17 protein-coding genes are annotated in these 19703 nt (G+C 65.8%); 8 read left to right on the forward strand and 9 right to left on the reverse strand.

Going from position 1 to position 19703, the window contains the following annotated elements; genetic code table 11:
- Positions 1-117: 117 nt before the first annotated feature.
- The 4 genes from ACYQR9_RS23340 to ACYQR9_RS23355 all read right to left on the reverse strand — a co-directional run bounded on the left by ACYQR9_RS23340 (position 118) and on the right by ACYQR9_RS23355 (position 4004).
- A complete protein-coding gene (locus ACYQR9_RS23340) occupies positions 118-1194 on the reverse strand; it encodes a glycosyltransferase (RefSeq protein ID WP_461228191.1) in 1077 nt (358 codons plus the stop codon).
- Entirely contained in the window at positions 1191-2306 is a 1116-nt protein-coding gene (locus tag ACYQR9_RS23345; RefSeq protein WP_461228192.1) for a glycosyltransferase family 2 protein, read from the reverse strand. The genes ACYQR9_RS23340 and ACYQR9_RS23345 overlap by 4 nt, the downstream gene beginning before the upstream one ends.
- A complete protein-coding gene (locus tag ACYQR9_RS23350; protein ID WP_056425992.1) occupies positions 2299-3408 on the reverse strand; it encodes a glycosyltransferase family 4 protein in 1110 nt (369 codons plus the stop codon). The genes ACYQR9_RS23345 and ACYQR9_RS23350 overlap by 8 nt, the downstream gene beginning before the upstream one ends.
- A 209-nt stretch (positions 3409-3617) precedes the next feature.
- The gene (locus tag ACYQR9_RS23355) at positions 3618-4004 is read right to left on the reverse strand and encodes a tautomerase family protein (protein ID WP_461228193.1); all 387 of its coding nucleotides are present in this window, start codon (positions 4002-4004) and stop codon (positions 3618-3620) included.
- 114 nt (positions 4005-4118) lie between these two features.
- Between ACYQR9_RS23355 and ACYQR9_RS23360 the strand changes: the two genes are divergently transcribed.
- From ACYQR9_RS23360 to ACYQR9_RS23380, 5 genes are all read left to right on the forward strand, one after another.
- On the forward strand, positions 4119-5021 hold the full coding sequence (locus ACYQR9_RS23360; RefSeq protein WP_461228194.1) for a LysR substrate-binding domain-containing protein: 903 nt from the start codon (positions 4119-4121) through the stop codon (positions 5019-5021).
- Between the two features lie 220 nt (positions 5022-5241).
- Positions 5242-5541 (forward strand): hypothetical protein, encoded by a 300-nt coding sequence (locus ACYQR9_RS23365; protein WP_419951164.1) that lies wholly within the window; start codon positions 5242-5244, stop codon positions 5539-5541.
- 337 nt (positions 5542-5878) lie between these two features.
- Positions 5879-7372 carry an HWE histidine kinase domain-containing protein gene (locus ACYQR9_RS23370; RefSeq protein WP_461228195.1) on the forward strand — a complete coding sequence of 498 codons (1494 nt, stop codon included), beginning with the start codon at positions 5879-5881 and terminating at the stop codon, positions 7370-7372.
- 58 nt (positions 7373-7430) lie between these two features.
- The gene (locus ACYQR9_RS23375) at positions 7431-8036 is read left to right on the forward strand and encodes a sulfite oxidase-like oxidoreductase (RefSeq protein ID WP_461228196.1); all 606 of its coding nucleotides are present in this window, start codon (positions 7431-7433) and stop codon (positions 8034-8036) included.
- A complete protein-coding gene (locus ACYQR9_RS23380) occupies positions 8029-8751 on the forward strand; it encodes an FAD-binding oxidoreductase (RefSeq protein ID WP_461229886.1) in 723 nt (240 codons plus the stop codon). The genes ACYQR9_RS23375 and ACYQR9_RS23380 overlap by 8 nt, the downstream gene beginning before the upstream one ends.
- A gap of 569 nt (positions 8752-9320) precedes the next feature.
- Here the strand turns inward: ACYQR9_RS23380 and ACYQR9_RS23385 are convergent.
- From ACYQR9_RS23385 to ACYQR9_RS23395, 3 genes are all read right to left on the reverse strand, one after another.
- Positions 9321-10415: an NAD(P)/FAD-dependent oxidoreductase gene (locus ACYQR9_RS23385; protein ID WP_461228197.1), complete on the reverse strand. Its 1095-nt coding sequence runs from the start codon at positions 10413-10415 to the stop codon at positions 9321-9323.
- Positions 10416-10560: 145 nt separating this feature from the next.
- Positions 10561-11898, reverse strand: coding sequence for an acyltransferase family protein (locus tag ACYQR9_RS23390; RefSeq protein ID WP_461228198.1), 1338 nt, complete (start codon positions 11896-11898; stop codon positions 10561-10563).
- Positions 11899-12356: 458 nt separating this feature from the next.
- Positions 12357-12596, reverse strand: a complete 240-nt coding sequence (locus ACYQR9_RS23395; RefSeq protein WP_207411715.1) for a hypothetical protein — start codon at positions 12594-12596, stop codon at positions 12357-12359.
- On the opposite strand from ACYQR9_RS23395, the gene ACYQR9_RS23400 reads away from it, so the two are divergent.
- Both ACYQR9_RS23400 and ACYQR9_RS23405 read left to right on the forward strand, forming a co-directional pair.
- Complete coding sequence (locus ACYQR9_RS23400; protein WP_461228199.1) at positions 12565-14580, forward strand: right-handed parallel beta-helix repeat-containing protein; 2016 nt, start codon at positions 12565-12567, stop codon at positions 14578-14580. The genes ACYQR9_RS23395 and ACYQR9_RS23400 overlap by 32 nt on opposite strands.
- 435 nt (positions 14581-15015) lie before the next feature.
- On the forward strand, positions 15016-16731 hold the full coding sequence (locus tag ACYQR9_RS23405) for a DEAD/DEAH box helicase (protein ID WP_056426018.1): 1716 nt from the start codon (positions 15016-15018) through the stop codon (positions 16729-16731).
- Positions 16732-17227: 496 nt separating this feature from the next.
- Here the strand turns inward: ACYQR9_RS23405 and ACYQR9_RS23410 are convergent, their stop codons facing one another.
- Together ACYQR9_RS23410 and ACYQR9_RS23415 are read right to left on the reverse strand one after the other, a co-directional pair.
- The gene (locus ACYQR9_RS23410) at positions 17228-17935 is read right to left on the reverse strand and encodes a hypothetical protein (RefSeq protein WP_461228200.1); all 708 of its coding nucleotides are present in this window, start codon (positions 17933-17935) and stop codon (positions 17228-17230) included.
- A gap of 133 nt (positions 17936-18068) precedes the next feature.
- On the reverse strand, positions 18069-18632 hold the full coding sequence (locus ACYQR9_RS23415) for a DUF308 domain-containing protein (protein ID WP_461228201.1): 564 nt from the start codon (positions 18630-18632) through the stop codon (positions 18069-18071).
- A 164-nt stretch (positions 18633-18796) separates the two neighbouring features.
- Between ACYQR9_RS23415 and ACYQR9_RS23420 the strand changes: the two genes are divergently transcribed.
- On the forward strand, positions 18797-19672 hold the full coding sequence (locus tag ACYQR9_RS23420) for an AraC family transcriptional regulator (protein ID WP_461228202.1): 876 nt from the start codon (positions 18797-18799) through the stop codon (positions 19670-19672).
- Positions 19673-19703: the final 31 nt, after the last annotated feature.

Here is a 19703-nt window from a genome sequence, read left to right on the forward strand (position 1 = left end):
GCGGAGGCCTCGAAGGAGGGCTCCAGAGGCCGATGTGATCCCTGGGGGGCTCCTTCGAGGCCGCTACGCGGCACCTCAGGATGAGGTAAGAGCTTGGAATATCAGATCAAACAGGCACTAAACCCTCCGCGCGCGGCGGCGCTCGATCCCCTGAATGACGTCTTCGATGATCGCGACCGTGCGGCCGATGGCGTCGGCTTGAACCAGCCCGCCGATCACGGCCGGATCGAGGGCGAGGGTCGCGCGGACGAGGGCCGGCCAGTCCGAAGCGTCCGGCCATGCCTGGCGGACGATGGCCGCGCCGAGAGCCGCCAAAGCCTCCGCTTTCGCCGTCTGTTCGTCAAAGGCGCGGGGTTCCGGCAGGCAGAGGAAGCGCTTGGCCCGCGTGGCCACCGCCGCGACGACGCCGTCGCCGCCGCCGCCGATCACTAAGGCGGCGCGGTCGAGATAGGGGCCGGTCTCGGCGACCCAGCCATGGAGATGCAGGTTCGGCGGGAGATCGGGGGTCGGGGACTCCACCGGACCGAGAACGTGCCAGTGCCGGTCGGGTACGGCGCGGGCCGCGGCCGCGAGGTCGGAGACCGAGCCGCCGGCCCCGCCTCGCCCGTAGATCACCGCGATGGAGCCGTCTTCCGACGCGCCCGCCTTGGGGGCATCGGCCAGGAAGCCGGCATAGAGGGTCTTCGCCCGCACCCAGTCCGGCGTTCCGGCCGTCTCGATCTCGGGCGGGTTGAAGGCGAGCAGGCGCTCCGCCGAGCGGAAGCCTTCGAGATGCGGAATGTCGGTGCGGTTCCCGGCGAGGCGCACCACCAGGGTCGGCACCGAGAGGAGACGCGCGAGGAGCGTCACCTCCACCGACACGTCGACGATCAGCAGGGCGGGATCGTGCTCGGCCATCCAGGCGGCGAGCAGTCCCATCCGGGCGCGGATGCGGTCGATTCCCACAGGGACGTAATGGAAGCAGTCTGGCCGGATCGCCTCGCCGTCCTGGCCGTCGAAACCCGTGAGGCGGTCGTCGGGGAGGTCGAGGATCGCCCCGTTGGCGCGCGAGGTGTCGATCTCGGCGAAGGTGCCGATGAGGGTCACCGGCCGGTCCAGGCGGGCGGCGATGAGATTCGCGCGCTGCCAGTGACCGGCGCCCTGATGGTGGACATAGTAGCCGACGGGACGCCGGTGCGCCGCCGCCTCGCTCACGCGACGCGCGCCGTACGCCTGTCGATCAGCCGGGCGAGCAGGGCATCGAGCCCCGCGATGGCCTCGTCGAGGGGGACATGGGCCGGCTCCGGCCCGATCTCGCCGACCCGCTCTCCCACGCGCTCGGCGAAGGCGATGGCGTTGACGCAGGTCCCCGGTTGGATCGCTGCGATATCCTCCGCCGAGACGCCGAGCGCGCGTAAGCCGGCTTCCGGGCCGCCCTTGGCGCTCCAGGCGAGGCGGAACGCGCGCTGGCGCTCGATCACGGCCAGCCAATGGCTGGCGGGCGGAAGGCGATACTCTTCCTCACCGGCGACGACGCGGGCGCGGCGAGCCATCTCGGTGGCCATCCCGCCGGTGACCCGGCCGGTGCCACGATCGGACACCGAGATCGAGACATGGGGGCAATGGCGCACGCGGCCGCCCGCGAGGCGGACCTTGGCGACCAGGGCGTTGTCCTCACCGCAGGGAATCGCGGGCAACCCGCCGACCTCGCGGTAGAGCGCGGCACGCAGTGCGAGGCTCGCCGCAACATGGTCGCCGTGGCGGGGCGCCGGATCGTGGGCGGGGGGATCGATGGCCTCTTCGAGGGCGCGCACCGCGACCCAGTATTGTTCGATCCGGCGATGGAGCGCGTGGATCTCCGGGTCCCGGTTCTCGCTCTCCTCCGTCTCGATGACGAGACGGCCGCCCACGAGTTCGGAATGTTCCAGGGCCACCAGATTGGCGCGGGCCCAGCCGGGCGCGGCGACGGCGTCGGCATCGGTGCTGAGGAGCACGGCATCCTCGACGCCGTCGGAATCCAGCCAGTCGGCCCCCGCATCCAGCGCCATCCGGCGCGCGGTGCCCACATGGGCCACCTCACGCGGCACCACCGCTTCGATCACCCGGAGATCGAGATGGCGCGTCTCGCCGTTGCGCTCCATCTCGCGGATCAGCGACACCGTCGCGTCGGTGCAGTTATTGGCCAGGATCACGACCCGCAGCAGCGCGCCGTCGCCCGACCCGATCTGCCGGTCGAGGGAGCGCACGAGGCGCGGCAGCACCTCGGCTTCGTTGCGGGCGGGCACGCAGACGACGGCCCGGCCGAGGGAGAGCGGGTTGTTACGCATTGTCGAGAAGCGATGCGCGAGCGCCGGCCGGGACCGGACGGACGGAGACGGGGGTCGACCAGCGGCGGATTTCGGCATGGTACATCGCCTCGTAGCGGTCGGTCATGGTGTCGGCGTCGAACAAGTGCTCGGCCCGGCGGCGGCAATCGTGCCGGTCGAGGCGGATGGCGCGGGCGAGTGCACGGCCGAGATCCACCGGATCGTCGGCGACGGCGAGAACGCCCGACGTCTCGTCCAGGATGTCGGGGATGGCGCCGCGCGCGAAGGCCGCGACCGGCGTGCCGCAAGCCAGGAACTCGGCCAGCACGAGGCCGAACGGTTCCTCCCAGCGCGGCGTGCACAGGGCCACATGGGCCTCGCCGACGCGGCGGGCGAGTTCGGCATGGCCGAGATGGCCGAGATAGGTGATGTCCGGGCCGAGGCGGGGCGCGATCTCCGCGTCCCAATAGGCGCGGTTGCTCTGCGGGCCGGCGAATTTCAGGGGGATGCCGGCGACACGGGCGGCATCGATGGCCAGATGCGGCCCCTTCTCGGGGACGAGGCGTCCCATCCAGATCGCATGGGGCTCGCCCTTGGGGACGGGCGAATAGGCGAAGGCGTCGAGATCGATGCCGTTGCCGATCACCAGCGGCTCGTCGATGAGCGGTAGCCACTCGCGCGCCAGGGATTCCGAAACGGCGGCGAAGGTCATGTCGTCCGCCCGCGCCTTCACGCCGCGCACGAAGGGCTCGAAGGGCGGCGTGTGCAACGCCGTCACCATCGGCGCGCCGAGGTCGCGGGCGCGCAGCAACGGCAGGTAATGCAGGCTGTTGTTGTGAATGATGTCGAAGTCGCCGCGCGCCACATCCGCCACCATCGCCTCGTAGGCGGCGAGCTCGGCGCGGTCGATCCGCAGGGCGGATTCGTCGTCGACGGCGCTGCCGGTGGGCGGGCAGACCGCCTTCAGGCATCCGCGCGCATCCGACCCTTCGGAGGCGTAGAGCGTCACGCTGTGCCCGCGGGCACGCAGGGTGCTCGCGAGCAGATGCGTGTGCATCTCGAGCCCTCCCGAGAAGGGCTGGGCGATGGGATATTTGAGGTGGGCGAGCAGGGCGATCTTCACGGGGCTGCAGACATCACTTCTCGAGTGTCCTACGCCGCGAGTGACGCGGCCGACGGACACTGGAATGCCCCCACGGTCCCGTTCGACGCGACAGTAAGGCCGGCAAAGGCCTCTACCGTGCTCATCTAGGATGACACAGGTGAACGTCGCCCGAACGACCTCGGCAATATGCCGATTGTCCGAACCCGTACCATCCGGCCCGCCGAATCTCAGCGCGCCAGCCGCCGGTGCTCCTGGGTCAGGCCGTCATAGCCCCACGCCTCGGCCGCGATTTCCTGGACCACCACATAGGTCGCCAGCGGCAACCCATCCCCCAGCACCCGATGCAGTAGGGCATTGGCCTCCGCGATGAAGCGGGCCTTCTGTTCGGCATCGTTGGTGCCCGCCGTCACGGCTGCCTGAATATGGGCGGCGCAGCCCAGCGGCCGGGCTCCCACCTGCCATCCCTGCAGCGGCACCTCTTCCACCAGCACCGACGTCAGGTCGGCGTTCTTGCCGAGCACCCCGGCCATCAGCTCCGTCACGCCGCGATGCAGGCTGTCGAACTGCTCCACAGCGATGGCCGGACCGGCGATCTTCACATTCACGAATGGCATCAGGTCTTCCTCCCCTTCGGATCGCGGACGCTCCGCGATTGACGGTCGGATGGTGACCCCTCAAGATGGTTTGGAAAATCTCGTAATTCTGAAGCATCCGTTCGGAAAACCTCAATGGTCCTACCGGTCAACCTCGATATGGACGTGTTGCGGTCCTTCGTGATCGGGATCGATCTCGGCAGCTTCGCCAAGGCCGCCTCGCGTCTCGGCCGTTCGCCTTCAGCGATCAGCCTGCAATTGCGCAAACTCGAGGATCAGGTCGGCCAGCAACTCGTGCAGAAGCATGGGCGCGGGCTCGTCCTCACCGAGGCGGGTGAGATGATGCTGGGCTATGCCCGCAGATTGCTTGACCTGAACGATGCCGCCGTGAGCGCCCTCGGCTCGCCAGCCCTCACAGGTAGCGTTCGCATCGGCCTGCCCCAGGATTTCGCCGAGACCTGGCTGCCGGAGACGCTCGGACGTTTCGCGCGCCTGCATCCCGGCGTCAGGATCGACGCCCATGTGGATCGAAACGCCATCCTGCGACCCTGCCTGGAGGCCGGGGAGCTCGACCTCGCCCTTCTCTGGGACGAGGATCGCGTCGAGCGGGATGGCACCGTCATCGGAACCCTGCCGATGGCCTGGATCGGGCCACGCCACGGCATCGTGCATAGCGCTGACCGTCCACTCCCGCTGATCCTGTTCGGATCGCCCTGCATCTTCCGGCACGCGGCCCTCGAAGCGCTCGACGCGGCCTGTATTCCCTGGCGGATCTCGTTCAGCAGTCCGGGGCTCGCGGGCCTGTGGGCGGCTGTCTCGGCTGGGCTCGGCCTGACCGTGCGCACGCCCCATGGCCTGCCTGTGTCCCTCGAGGCGCTCGATCCCTTGGACGCGGGCCTGCCGCCTCTGCCCTCCCTCTCGTTGCGGCTGCTCACGGCGCCGGCGGTAAAAACTCCGGCGGTAGAACGCCTGGCAAGTCTTCTGCGCGAGGTTCTGACCGATACGATAGACGTCAAGAATCACCAGATAACAGCATGATTCGACTATGGTTTCGAGCCCTAAAGCATTAACGGAACCGGCTTTTGTGCAGCGCAAAACAATTCTCGAAACAACCGTCAGAGCGCTGCAGGAAATGGTGGCTGACGTTACGCATGACCTGCAATTTTGTCCTTATAGATGCGGGACAATCCGGAAAAATATTGGAACGAATGACGCATGCCATCCATTACGACCTGAGAAATACTTCCTGGAGGAACAGATGCGACAGATTTCCAAGCTCATCGGCGCCGGCGCCATCGTGATGCTCAGCTCCGCCATGGCTCTCGCCGCTCCCTGTGCCCCCGGCTCCACGGCGGATGGGAAGGCGGCCATGAACGACAAGAGCTCGAAGGTCGATCCCGGCGCGACCGGCAATGTCAGCCCCGGCGCAAAGGCCGAGTCGCCCGGTACGGTCGGCGCCATGAACAATGTCGGTGCCAACACCGCGACCTCGGCCTCGGACGTCGCGAAGCAGCAGGACGGCAAGCCCACCGCGGCGGATGCCGCCAAAGGCTGCTGAACGCCCCTTCACCGATCGTGAGGACGCCCGCCCGGTTCGACCGCGGCGGGCGTTCCGCGTTCTGGGCAGCGTCCCGGCGTCTGAAAGGGTCGATTTCGTCAAAAAGCACCGCTTCAGCCAAAGGACCCGGTGTTCTGTATGTAAACATACACAAATCAAGGCGAAATAACGGCCAGGGAACTCTTCACGAGAAAGCTGTCAGATAAGTCGAGATGAAGCCTTGCTTAAGCTTAGCTCACGCGTACAACGAATAATGTCCGAATCGCTTCATCGCGCACGGGTCGGATTCTAGGTCGAGGCAACGCGTGAGACATTGGACCATCCTGGGCGCCGTATCGTGATCCGGTTTTCCGAACAGGAGCGGATCGCCTCGGAGATCGCCCGCACCGTCGACGGACCGGACCCTTTCGCCGCGGCCCTCCGGGCCACGCGGATGCCGATGGTCATCGCCGACCCGAACCTGCCGGACATCCCCATCGTCTTCGTGAATGCCGCTTTCGAGCGCGCCACCGGCTACTCCCGCGACGAAATCCTCGGCCGGAACTGCCGGTTCCTTCAGGGCCCGAAGACCGATCCGGCGGCCGTTGCCCGCATTCGCGACGCCATCGACAGAGCGGTTCCGATCGAGATCGACCTGCTCAACCATCGCAAGAACGGAGAGGTTTTCTGGAACCGTCTCCTGATCGCGCCGGTCTTCGATTCGCAACGCAAGGTGGCGTATTTCTTCGCCTCGCAATACGACGTGACTTTGGAGAAGGACCGTCTGGTCCGGTTGCAGAACGACCACGACGCGCTGGAGGCCGAGGTTGAGCGCCGCACCGTCGCGCTTCGCCGCAGCGAGACGAATCTGCGCTTCGCGCTCACTGCCGGCCAGATCGGCTCATGGAGCCTCGATCTCGTCGCGATGACGTTGGAGACGTCCGACCACTTCCGGGCGAATTTCGGCCGGGATCCCGATGAGCCGTTCAGCTACGGCGAGATGAGCGCCGCGATCCATCCCGGCGACCGCGAACGGATGAAGGCGCAGATGCTCCGATCCATCGAGCAGAACATCGATTACGATATCGAGTACCGGGTCGTCACGCCGTCCGGTGACCTGCGCTGGGTCCATATCCGCGGGCAGACCGTCTACCGTCCCGATGGAACGCCCGTCAGCATGGCCGGAGTCTCCCTCGACGTCACCGCACGCAAACACGCGGAAGAGCATCGCTCGCTCCTCGCCGGCGAATTGACCCATCGGGTGAAGAACACCCTCACCCTGATTCAGTCGATCATCCGCCAGACCCTGCGAACCGCCCCCACCCTGGAAGAGGCGGGCCGGTCCCTCGAAGCCCGGGTGGTGTCGCTTGCCGCGGCGAACGATGTGCTGACCGAGGAGGCCTGGGACAGCGCCTCCATCGCAGACATCGCCGAACGCGCCCTCGCCCCGTTCCAGAGCAAGGGGCGGGAGCGCGTGCATGTCGAGGGCGGCGAGATCAGGCTGCCGCCGCGCGGTGCCCTGGCGCTCGCCATGGCGCTGCACGAACTCGCCACCAACGCGGTGAAATACGGGGCCCTGTCCAACGATACCGGCCTGGTCCGGCTGTCTTGGAGCCTCCTCGACGACACGGCGTCCTTTTCCTTCCGCGTTCTCTGGCAGGAGACAGGCGGTCCTCCGGTGGCCGTGCCGACACGAAAGGGGTTCGGATCGCGGCTGATCGAGCGGGCTCTGGCACAGGAAATCGACGGCACGGCGAAGATCTCGTACCGGCCGGAGGGTATTCTCTTCGTGGCCGAAGGCATCCTGCCGGGACATCCGCAGGATGAGGGCGAGTCTCCGGGCTCCGCTTGACCCGCTGGTTCTGAAGCTCGAAGGAAGTCGCACGGCAAGCGCGACGACGGAGACGAGCATGGCCACACGCGGTTTCACGGGACGACGGCCACCGGAGGCGACGCAGGAGCGGCTTCCGCCGGGCCAGTATCTCGAACAGGACTTTCCTGTCCTGCAGATCGGTCCGAACCCGCGCATCGACATGGACAGCTGGAGCTTCACCCTGCGTGAGGGCTCGCGACCCATCAAGAGCTGGAATTGGGACGAGTTCTCCGCCCTGCCCCGGACCTCCTGGCGCGGCGACATCCACTGCGTGACGAAATGGTCGAAGTTCGACACCGGCTGGGAGGGCGTCAGCATCGACGACATCATCGCGGCGGCGGGGATCTCGGCACCGACGGAATACCTGCTCGCCGAAGGCTACGACGATTACACCACCAACGTGCCGGTCGCCGATCTCACCGGCCCCAAGGCCATGGTGGCGACCCATTACGAGGGGCAGCCGATCGAGCCCGACCATGGCGGCCCGGCCCGGCTCTTGGTGCCGCACCTGTATTTCTGGAAGAGCGCCAAATGGGTGAAGGGCCTGCGCTTCACCAAGAAGGACGAGGGCGGGTTCTGGGAGCTGCGCGGCTACCACATGTACGGCGATCCCTGGCGTGAGCAGCGCTTCACCGGTGATTGATCCCGCCGCGCGGCCCCTCCCCTGGCAACAAGCCACTCTCCTCGCCATCAAGCCGGTGACGCGGCGGGTGAAGAGCTACCGGTTCCGGACCGCTTTCGACCGGCCGATGCTGGCCGGACAGCATGTGGACGTGCGCCTGACGGCTTCCGACGGCTACCAGGCCCAGCGCAGCTACTCCATCGCCTCGGCGCCGGGCACGGACGGAACCATCGAACTGATGATCGAGGGCCTGCCCGAAGGCGAGGTCTCGGGCTTCTTCGATTCCGTGGCGGAGGTCGGCGACACGATCGAGCTGCGCGGCCCCATCGGCGGCTCGTTCGTCTGGCGCCCGGAGGATGGCGGCCCCCTCCTCCTCGTCGGCGGCGGGTCCGGCGTGGTGCCGCTGCTGGCGATGCTGCGCCACCGCGCGGCGGCGGCGGCTCAGGTGCCCGCCCTGCTGCTCTACTCGGTGCGAGAGGCGGATGAAGCGATCGCCGCGGAGGAACTGGCTGTCCGCGCCCGTGACGAGGCGCATTTCGACCTGATGCTCAATCTGACGCGCGCCGGTGGCCGCCGGATCGACGGGGCGATGATCGGCGAAGCGTTGGGCAAGCTCGGGGCTCCGCGCCACGTCTATATCTGCGGCGGAAACGCCTTCGTCGGCAACGCGGCGGACCTGCTCCTCGATGCCGGGTTGGAACCGGGACGCATCAGGACCGAACGTTTCGGCGGTTGATGGGCGACGAATTGGAGATCGGTCATGGCTTGAGGTCTTTCAGGACCATGCGCGCTAGGGCGTGAAGCCGGACGCTGCATCTCAGGACGATTGCGCGCCCAGCAGAAGTGTCAACGGGCCGACGCCCCGTCCTCAGGCCTACGATAGTCACACATCTCACAGGAGACGCGGGTCCCCTCTCCTGGAAGGAGAGGGACAGGGTGAGGTGTGTGACCTCTCCGGAGATGGACCGCACCTCAACCCAGCCCTCTCCTTCCAGGCAGGGCGATCGCATATGCCGATTTGCCTGTCAGAAACCCGCTGGCACCACCCCGTCATCCCGGGTCCGCGCAGCGGAGCCCGGGATCCAGAAACACGAGTGGTGCAGGACTTTACACTGTCGGCGGCTCTGGATTGCACGCCTCTGGCGCGGCCCTCCGGGTCCAGGCTCGCCTGTGGCGACTTGGAATGACGGCGTGGTGCTATATGCGATCGCCCTGCTTTCCAGGAGAGGGAGCACGTCGCGCTTCGGGTTGAACCCTCTCAGATGAAGGAAAAGCCAGCGGGGAGATGTGGGAATCCGGCAGCCCTCACGGCTCGTCCCCAACCAGCCGATCCGCCACCTCCTCGGCCAGCGACAGGCTCGATGTGAGGCCGGGGCTCTCGATTCCGAACAGGTGGACGAGGTGCGGCAGGCCGTGCTCGGCCGGCCCGTCGATGAGAAAATCCGCCGCCGCCTCGCCCCGCCCGGTGAGTTTAGGGCGGATACCGGCATAATCCGGCGTCAGCGCATCCTTAGGCAATCCCGGCCAATAGTGGCGGATGGCATGGGCGAAGATTTCGGTGCGGGCCGGATCGACCGCGTAGTCCGGCGCGTCAACCCACTCCACATCCGGCCCGAAGCGCATCCGACCGGCGAGGTCGAGGGTGAGATGGATGCCGAGCCCGCCTTCCATGGGCGCGGGATAGATCAGCCGCGAGAAGGCCGGACGGCCGAGGCATCCGAAATAGCTGCCCTTTGCGAGGACCTGCCTCGGGATGCGCTCGCCCGGATAGGGCTCGACCGCCCGCGCCACGGCCTGCGCGCCGAGGCCGGCGGCATTGACGACGGCGTCGAAGGACAAGTCCTCGCCGCAGACCTCGACCTGCCAGCCCCCGGACTCGCGCCGGATCGCGCCGACCTGACTATGGAAGGCGATGGCCCCGCCGGCATCCTCGATATCCCCCTGCAGGGCGAGCATCAGGGCATGACTGTCGACGATGCCGGTCTCGGGCGAATGCAATGCCGCGACGCAGGCGAGGTTCGGCTCCAGGGCGCGGGCCTCCCGGCCCTCGATTAAGGCGAGCCCCTCGACGCCGTTGGCCCGGCCGCGTTCGGCGATTCCCTCCAGGGCGGCCCGCTCAGGCTCGGAGGTGGCGACGATGAGCTTGCCCGGACGCGCATGGGGCACGCCGTGGCTCCGGCAGAACTCGTAGAGCATCCGGCGGCCACGTGTGCAGTGCCGCGCCCGCAGGGAGCCGGCGGGATAGTACATGCCGCCATGGATGACCTCGGAACTGCGTGACGACACGCCGGTCCCGATGGCCCCTTCGGTCTCGGCGACGATGACGGAATGCCCGCGCCGGCCGAGGGCCCGCGCCACCGCGAGGCCGACGATTCCTGCGCCGATGACGAGCATGTCCATCTAAGGTTCCTGCCTGAGAGTCTTCTTTGGCCCCATGCACCAGGGCCTCCCTTAGCAGGTCCCGGGTCACGACGGGGATGGGGCTTCTCGAAAGGCCCCAGCCGGCCGTTGGAATGACCGACCATTCAGGTCCGCCGACCCGATGCTACGGCCGGGCGGGAGATCGACGCCAGAAGCCAGTGAACACATCCCTGACGCTTTGGGTCAGAGGGATTTCGATCTGACGATGCACGATCCAGGCAAGAATTCCGGCGAGCGCCACTGCACTAACGAATGCGGCCAATCTCAAATAGAGGTTCTCCGGATCGAAAGCTTTGAAGACAATCTTCTCGCAGAGTTGATAAGACAGGAAATGCGTCAGGTATAGCGCGTAGCTGCTGTTGCCCTGTTCGATGGCAAAGGCGGTTTTCGAGACGACGCCCTTGGTCTCCAGCAAGATCGCGGCGAGGACGAGTGAAGCTGCAGGCAGACCGAGGCCGATAAAGCGGGGAACGGTCGGCCAAAGAAACTCCGCCGTCAGCAAAAGACCGAAACTGGCGAGGCCCAAGGTGCCGATCATCGGGACGTTGAAGAGGCTCGTCAGAATCGCGACGTGTTGCGCGATGTAATAGATCCATATGCCTGCGACGAACTCGAGTATGATCGGGTCCGTATAAAACCGGCCGGGCGCATCCTCGGGGCGAAAAACCAGTCCGAGGATCACGAGCGCGACCATGGTGACGCTGATACAAAGGTATCGATTTAATTCCGTCTGAATGTACAGGCTCAGACAGAAGAGGCAATAAAAGAAGATCTCGTAGTTGAGCGTCCATCCGAGGAACAATACCGGCTGGATCAAACCGTTCGATTTCTCAAACGGAATGAACGCCAGCGACATGAGCAGCTGCGCCGGCCCGGCATCGACGCTGCGGAATAGAAAGGGCATCGATAGGGCCGTGAGAAAGACGGCGATCGTCATGAACCAGTATAAGGGAAGAACACGAACCAGTCGTTTGACGATGAATTGACGTGGGCTCACGTTCCGGCCGCCGGTGGTGTAGGCCATCACGAACCCGCTTATCACAAAGAATATATCGACGCCCCAAGCCCCCATTGAATATTTCAGGTGCCCGAAAAGCAAGATTTGGCAGTGAAAGCCAACAACGAGATAGGCCGCGATCGCCCGCAATGTCTGGACATTGTATATCATCGGATCGTCTCCACTGAGATGATATGAACGATCGTTCGACGCTATCCAGGCGATTGCGTTTGACTGCTCCGATGGGGAGCGCACCGCCACCATCATCACTGCCGCGCGTTCTTCGAGAAAGTGCGCATCGGGGCTATCTCGGTCTTTAGCGAAGTAGCATCCGCCAATGCGGACGGCGGCAAAGCCCGCCGTCACTGGCATTCGCGGCCACTGCCACCTCGGCGAGATCCGCCACGCCACATAGCCGCCGCCATGGCCGCGATTGCGAAGGGCCGGGCTCAGGCGGTCGCGCACAAAGGGGTTCTGGGACCTCGGCGGATGGGAAGCGGCATCCTGTGCGACAGCCCCGTTTCCGTCCGGTAGTAATCATCCGCCACAATGCACGCACCGGCATACGACCCGCTTTTCAGGCGGGACCGGCGAGCCTCGCGCCAATGATCGAAAATCATCCGTGACACATTTTGAACAAGATCTGCTCACTAAGATTTGTTGTGACAATAAAGAACTAGAATACTGAAGTGTACCGATCTGTACATTTGCCAATTGGCACAGAGGAAGTTCTTCTTAGTGCTGTCTGGTAATTCGTACGATCCGATTATTCGCTCATCAGTGCGACAATAATCTTGGGAATAGTGTCGGCAAACAACGCCGATGCTCATGGGGATCCGTGGCCAAAACAGCAGCGGATTGAGAGGGTCGGCATCAGGACCGGCCGCAGACACAACTGGAAATTGAATGCAGCATTCGCATCATCACGTCGCATCGTGCGACGACGCGCGTTCCGCCTCCGACACGGGCCTGGGGTCGAGCCCGATATCCGACGTCGTTTCGGGACTTGCCGACGGCAGCGTCTCGAGCACGGTTCCGGTCATCGACAGCGCGGAACCCGTTTCCGACGTCCCTGTGGTGGTGGAGTCGGACGCCGGGGCGACATCCGCATCCAGCGCCAGCGCGGCTCCGTTGACACGCCACGATGGGACGATCGTCGCCAAGGAAGGCGATGTCATTCGCAACCTCGACATCTATGTCGATAGCGGTCCCGGCATCGATATCGACAACGTAAACAATGTGACGGTCGAGAACGTCCGCATCCATATCAATGGAAACGGCGGCACCGAGGAAGGCGCCGGCATCCGCATCATGCGGGGCAACAACGTCGATATCCAGAACGTGGAGGTCTTCAACGAGGGTGCACCCGAGACGGGCGCCGAGCGGACCCCGGACCATTACGGGATTTCGGCCTTCGAGGCCGAGGCTCTGAGCGTGACGAACGCGACGTTCCACGACACCTCGACGGGCGTCCTCGTGCAATACTCGCCGGGCGCCACACTCGACGGCATCGAAGGCTACGATATGCGCGGGCCCTTCCCTCGCGGACAGCTCGTACAATTCGGCGAGTCGCCGGACAGCAGCCTCAACAACTTCTACGTCCACAACGATCCGAAGGTCGCTTGGACCGAGGACAACATCTCGGTTTATTACAGCGACAACGTCACCGTCTCGAACGGCGTGATCGACGGCAACAATTCGCCGAGCGGTCAGGGGGTCATCTTCGAGGGGTCGAACAACGGCACCGCCCGCAATATCGATACGATCCATATGGGCAACGGCGCGTTCGCGGATTACGGCCAGAACAACACCTTCGATTCCACACGCTCCTTCGACAACATCGCAGAGGACCAGGGACGGGGAAATCCTCTCTCGAACGCGCTGCTCTGGGGCGTGAACGAGAATACGGTGGTGACCAATTCCTCGTATCAGAATGCGGGAAATCCGGGCAACATCGTCTGGGGAGAGGGCAATATCGGCGACGGCATCGACGTCACCGAAGTGAACGGCCAGACGCCCATGGCCCATTACACGAACGCGTTCAGCGAAGGCTTCTCGGGTTCCGTGCCCGAGGTCGACACTCCGGCTCCCATCCCCGAGGGGCCGGATGTGGTGGTGCCCGACATCGGAGCGACGCCCACGCCCGAAGAACCCCCGGTCGTCGCGCAGCCATCCGAGCCGGCACCCGTGGACGAGCCCCCGACCGAGGGCGGCAACGCTCCTCTCACGCGCCATGACGGAACGATCGTCGCCCAGGAAGGCGATGTCATTCGGGACATGGACATCTACGTCGATAGCGGTCCCGGCATCGACATCGATCGCGTGGACAATGTGACGGTCGAGAATGTCCGCATCCATTTCAATGGAAACGGCGGCACCGAGGAAGGCGCCGGCATCCGCGTCATGGATGGCGACAACGTCGATATCCAGAACGTGGAGGTCTTCAACGAGGGCGCACCCGAGACGGGCGCCGAAAGGACCCCGGACCATTACGGGATTTCGGCTTTCGAGGCCGACGACCTGAGCGTGACGAACGCGACCTTCCACGACACCTCGACGGGCGTCCTCATCCAATACTCGCCGGGTGCGGAACTGGAAAACATCGAAGGGTACGATATGCGCGGGCCCTTCCCCCGCGGACAGCTCGTGCAGATGGGCCAGTCGCCGGACAGCAGCCTCAACAACTTCTACGTCCACAACGACCCGAACGTCGCTTGGACCGAGGACAACATCTCGATCTACTACAGCGACAACGTCACCGTCTCGAACGGCGTGATCGACGGCAACAATTCGCCGAGCGGTCAGGGGGTCATCTTCGAGGGGTCGAACAACGGCACCGTCCGCAACGTCGATACGATCCATATGGGCAACGGCGCGTTCGCGGATTACGGCCAGAACAACACCTTCGACTTCACGCGCTCCTTCGACAACATCGCGTCGGATCAGGGACGGGGAGATCCTCTTTCGAACGCGCTGCTCTGGGGCGTGAACGAAAATACGGTGGTGACCAATTCCTCGTACCAAGATGCGGGAAATCCGGGCAACATCGTCTGGGGAGAGGGCAATATCGGCGCCAATATCGACGTGGCCGAAGTGAACGGCCAGACGCCCATGACCCATTTGACCAACGAGTTTACTTGGAGCTGATCCGATCCGTGTCTTCGGACGGGCCCAGGCTCGTTCGACATGCATGATGAACGATGCTCGGTGTGAACGGGCACCGAGCATCTGATCTTACACAGCCGAACTCGAAACCAATGTGGGGTCCCGACAGGCAACCGTCGGGGCCCCCTTTCGTGTCGGACGTCGTTTTGGGCGATCCGCCTTCACCGATCGTGCCCGCATTGGCCGCTTGAAAAACTTGGTCGGGAAGGGCCGCCCGGTGCCCTCGCCACGGGATGCACGCAAACCACGCTTGGAAGCATTGCAGCATGGGGCGTGGCGTCAGCGCCGCATTGCGGCTAGAAGCACACGCTCCGTAACCGAACGAGGCCGGACCCACGATCGGATGCAGCGACGTCGCCACTCAGGGTGACTCGAATCCGCAGGGTTTGCCTTGTCTGCCTGCAAGGCCTCTGCCCCGTGCCCTTTCCTACCCTGCCGGCCCCGCTCGTCCGAGCGCTCGAGGCCCGCAACTACGAAGACCCGACCCCCGTCCAGAGTGCCGTGATCGAGGCGGCGGCCCAGGGCCGCGACCTCCTCGTCTCGGCCCAGACCGGTTCCGGCAAGACCGTCGCCTATGGCCTCGCCTTCGCCGACACGCTCCTCGGCGATGCCGAGCGGCTCGATCCGCCCGGCCCGCCGCTGGCCCTCGTCATCGCCCCGACGCGCGAACTCGCGCTTCAGGTCCAGCGCGAGCTCGAATGGCTCTATGCCGAGACCGGAGCGCGCGTGATCGCCTGCGTCGGCGGCATGGACCCGCGCCGCGAGAGCCGGGCTCTCGCCGAGGGCGCCCATATCGTCGTCGGCACTCCAGGCCGCCTGCGCGACCATCTGGAGCGCCGCAACCTCGCCACCCAGAACCTGCGCGTCGCCGTCCTCGACGAGGCCGACGAGATGCTCGATCTCGGCTTCCGGGACGACCTCGAATTCATCCTCTCGGTGACCCCGAAGGAGCGGCGCACCCTGCTCTTCTCCGCGACCCTGCCGAAGGCCATCGCCAGTCTCGCCGAGCGCTACCAGAACGACGCCCTGCGCATCGCCGTGAAGGGCCAGGAGCGCGGTCATACCGACATCACCTACCGCGCCGTGCGGGTGGTACCGCGCGAGATCGAGCACGTGGTGGTCAACACCCTGCGCTACACCGATGCGCCCACCGCCATCGTCTTCTGCAACACCCGCAACGCCGTGCGGCACCTCCAGGCGGTGCTCACCGAGCGCGGCTTCTCGGCGGTCGCCCTGTCGGGCGAGCTCGGCCAGGGCGAGCGCAACGCCGCGCTCCAGGCCCTGCGTGACGGCCGCGCCAAGGTCTGCGTCGCCACCGACGTCGCCGCCCGCGGCATCGACCTGCCGACGGTGAGCCTCGTCATCCATGCCGACCTGCCGCACGATGCCGAGGTGCTGCAGCACCGGTCCGGCCGGACGGGGCGCGCGGGCCGCAAGGGCACCAGCGTGCTGCTGATCCCAGCCTCCAAGCGCCGCCGCGCCGAGCAGATGCTGGCCATCGCCAAGGTCAATGCCGAATGGGCCGCCCCGCCCACGGCGGACGAGATCCGCCGCCTCGACGGCGAGCGCATGTGGCAGGACCCGCTCTTCACCGAGACGCCGTCCGAGGAAGACCTCGCCATGGGCGAGGCGCTGCTCGCCCAGCGCACGCCGCAGGAACTGGCCGCCGCTCTGGCCAAGATCTACCGCGCCCGCCTGCCCGAGCCCGAGGACGTCACCGATCCGGGTGCCGGCCCCGAGCGCAAGGAGCGCAAGGTCTACGACCCCGCCGATTCGGCACGGATCGATGCGGAAGGCCCCTCGGTCTGGTTCCGGCTCAATCTCGGCCGTCGCGACAATGCCGACCCGCGCCGCCTCCTGCCGATGCTGACCCGTCGCGGCAATATCGGTCGCCAGGAGATCGGCGCCATCCGCATCTTCGACCGGGAGACCAAGTTCGAGATTCGTGGCGGCGCCGCCTCGCGCTTCGCCGCCACCTTCGCCAAGAACGGCTCGCCGGAAATCCAGGTCGAGGCGCTTCTCGGCGGCGAGCCCGAGCGTGAGGCCGAGGGCCCGAAGGGGTTCAAGAGCCCCCGCGCCGCCCGCCACGAACGCGAAGCCGGCAAGAAGCCGCCGCAGCGCCGTCCACGCTGAAGGCTTCTTCTCTCCCTCCTCCCATGTGCGGCCGACGATCGTCGCACCGTTCGCGGGCACCACGGGTCCCCTCTCCTGGAAGGAGAAGGACAGGGTGAGGTGTGTGACCTCTCTGGAGATGGACCGCACCTCACCCCAGCCCTCTCCTTCCAGGCAGGGCGATCGCATATGCCGATTTGCCTGTCAGAAACCCGCTGGCACCACCCCGTCATCCCGGGTCCGCGCAGCGGAGCCCGGGATCCAGAAACACAAGTGGTGCAGGACTTTACACTGTCAGCGGCTCTGGATTGCACGCCTCTGGCGCGGCCCTCCGGGTCCGGGCTCGCCTGTGGCGACCCGGAATGACGGCGTGGTGTCATATGCGATCGCCCTGCCTTCCAGGAGAGGGAGCGCGGCGCGCCAGCCAAATCCTTTCGCATAGAGAAATGGCCATCGAGCCGGTGGGTAAATCTTCCCCCCCTCGCGGAGGGAAACGGGGCCCGGCAACACCACTCGGTCACTCGAACGACGCGGTGACGAACTGATCCATTTCGTTCGCGGGCCGGTAAGGCGTCCGGCGCAGGGTGACGGAGCGCTCGGTGAAATCCGGGTCGTCGGCCCGCAAGACTATGACCTTGCCGTCCGGTGAGACCCTGCTGAACGAGAAAAGCGAGACCGCGAGGTTGTCGAAGGCGGCTTCGGTGGACCGGAACCGGCCGGGGGCACCGTTCGCCCGCTCGAACAGGCGCAGCACCTCCCGGGCGTTGAGAGCGAAGATCCGTTCGTTCCGAAAATGCGTCTCGGCATGACGCGCTTCGACCGTCACGCCATCCAACCGGCCGTTGCGATATTCCAGAAGGATGGGCGTGCGGTCCTTCTCGAGGTTCTGCCGGTCCAGGCTCGCCAGATCGGTGGCGGCTCGCCTCATGGCGGAGATGTCGGCCGCCGACAGAGATGGTCCCAACGCGGCGATCAGGCCTTCGGTATCGGCCGCAGCATCCACGCCTCGAATGAGCGGAGTCGGGATGCCGTAGACCGGGTCCGCCGCGGCGGCGACCTCCCCCGGCGTAAGACCGAAGACGAGACGGCCGATCCCGGCATGGGGCTCCGCTCGCCAGTCGACGTTCATGACCGCTCCTTCCCGCTCCATCGGATGGGCGAGCGCAGCGGCGGCCGCCAGAAGACACGCCCAGAATGCCAAACGCCATGGCAGGATTCGCGTCATGTTCGGGTCGCCTCTTCTTCGACGATCGCGCCGTCACCTTCAGTTTCGATCCCGCACATCTGCAACACGGCATCGCGACCGTGATGCGAGGAGGCCGGACCATGGAACCCGGCCATGATTGCCGATCCCGACATCACGCTGTGCCCTCCACCGAGGCTTGCCGCGCCCGTGCCACCGCCAGCCACACGGCCGAGACGAGGAAATAGAAGGCGCCGAAGCCGGCGTAGGGTACGACGTCCATGATGCCGGGCGTTGCGACGTCGTTCGCCTTCGCGAGGAAAAAGAGGCCCGCGAGCGACGATTGCGCCCCGCTGAGAACCATTGCCCATTGAGCGCCGCCGTTCCAGCGCCGGATGCCGGTGGCGAGCTGCGACATTCCGGAGAGAACCGCCCAGACGCCGAACACCGCGAGAACCGCGTGGGGGCTGAGGCCGAGGGAGACGGCGACCGCGAGGGCGGTGATGGCGCTGATCGCGGCGTTGACGATCTGGCTGGGATTGGCTCTCCACCCACCGCTGCGCTGCGCATCGACGAGATTGGCCGCTGCATCCCAGGCGGGATACGCCACGAGAAGGGCCGCCGCGACCGGGAATACGCTTCGTCCCACGGTCACGGCTGCGGCGACCCAGGCGACGGCCACGCCGGCACGGACGAAATAGTAGGTTGTCAGCCATTGTGTCGAGGCGGGAACTGGCATGTCGATGTCCTTCTCATATGCCTGTCGTTCCGAGGATCGGCAAAGCAGCGCCAGCGCGCTGAACGCCTTGCGGTATCCTCGGTGCTCGTGAGACCTTGCCCATCGCCACAGGGGGGAAACGTCTCCAAGGACCGCATGTGTAATTTTTGGACCCCGCATCGGCCATGACGGATCCGCCGAAAGACTTGACCGATCGTCCGGAGATCGTTTCCCCCGGCGCGGAGAACGCCGATCTCCTGTCGCAGGTGCTGGCGCAGATTCGGCTGAACGGTGACCGGGTCCAGGCCCGGACCGTTTCGCACGGCGAGCCGCTGAAACTGGACGTCGATGCGGCGCATGTTCTCGTCGTCGCCGCAGGTGTGCTTCAGGTCGGCGGAAGCACCGGACAACCGCTCGTGCTGGATACCGGCGACCTCATGCTCCTGCCACGCGGCCCCGGGGCGGCACGGCTCGTGGCGTTACCCGAGCCGGCGACGGTCATCGTCTGTCGGTTCTGGTTCGACCCCTACAGCCTTCGCGGCATGATCGCGGCCTTGCCGGACCTCATCCACATCCGACACGAAGAGGGGGCGGAATGGCTGGATGGCATGGTGCATTTCATGATGCGGGAGACGACCGACCCGCAGCCCGGCGCGGCCCTGATGATCTCGCGGATCATCGATCTGCTCGTGATTCGTACCCTGCGGACCTGGGTCCATCTCGGGCATTCGTCCGGCTGGCTGAGCGGTCTCTCCGATGCCCGCATCGCCCGCGTGCTCAAGGCCATGCACGAGCGGCCGATGCAGCCCTGGCGTATCGACGAATTGGCAGGCCTTGCCGGCATGTCCCGCTCGGGCTTCGCCGAGCGGTTCACCGAACTCGTGGGACGTTCGCCGCTGCGATACCAGAACGAGTGGCGGCTCAGCCTCGCGCGAGACATGCTGGCGAGGCGGGAGGCACGGGTCGGCGAGATCGGGCTGCGGGTCGGCTATACGTCGGAGGCCGCGTTCAGCCGCGCCTACAAGGCCCTGTTCGGGCACCCGCCACGGGACGAAACGTAAGTCCCCGGACTGGCCATCGGCGTCCGCAGCG

The sequence above is a fragment of the Methylobacterium sp. CM6241 genome, assembly GCF_054817845.1.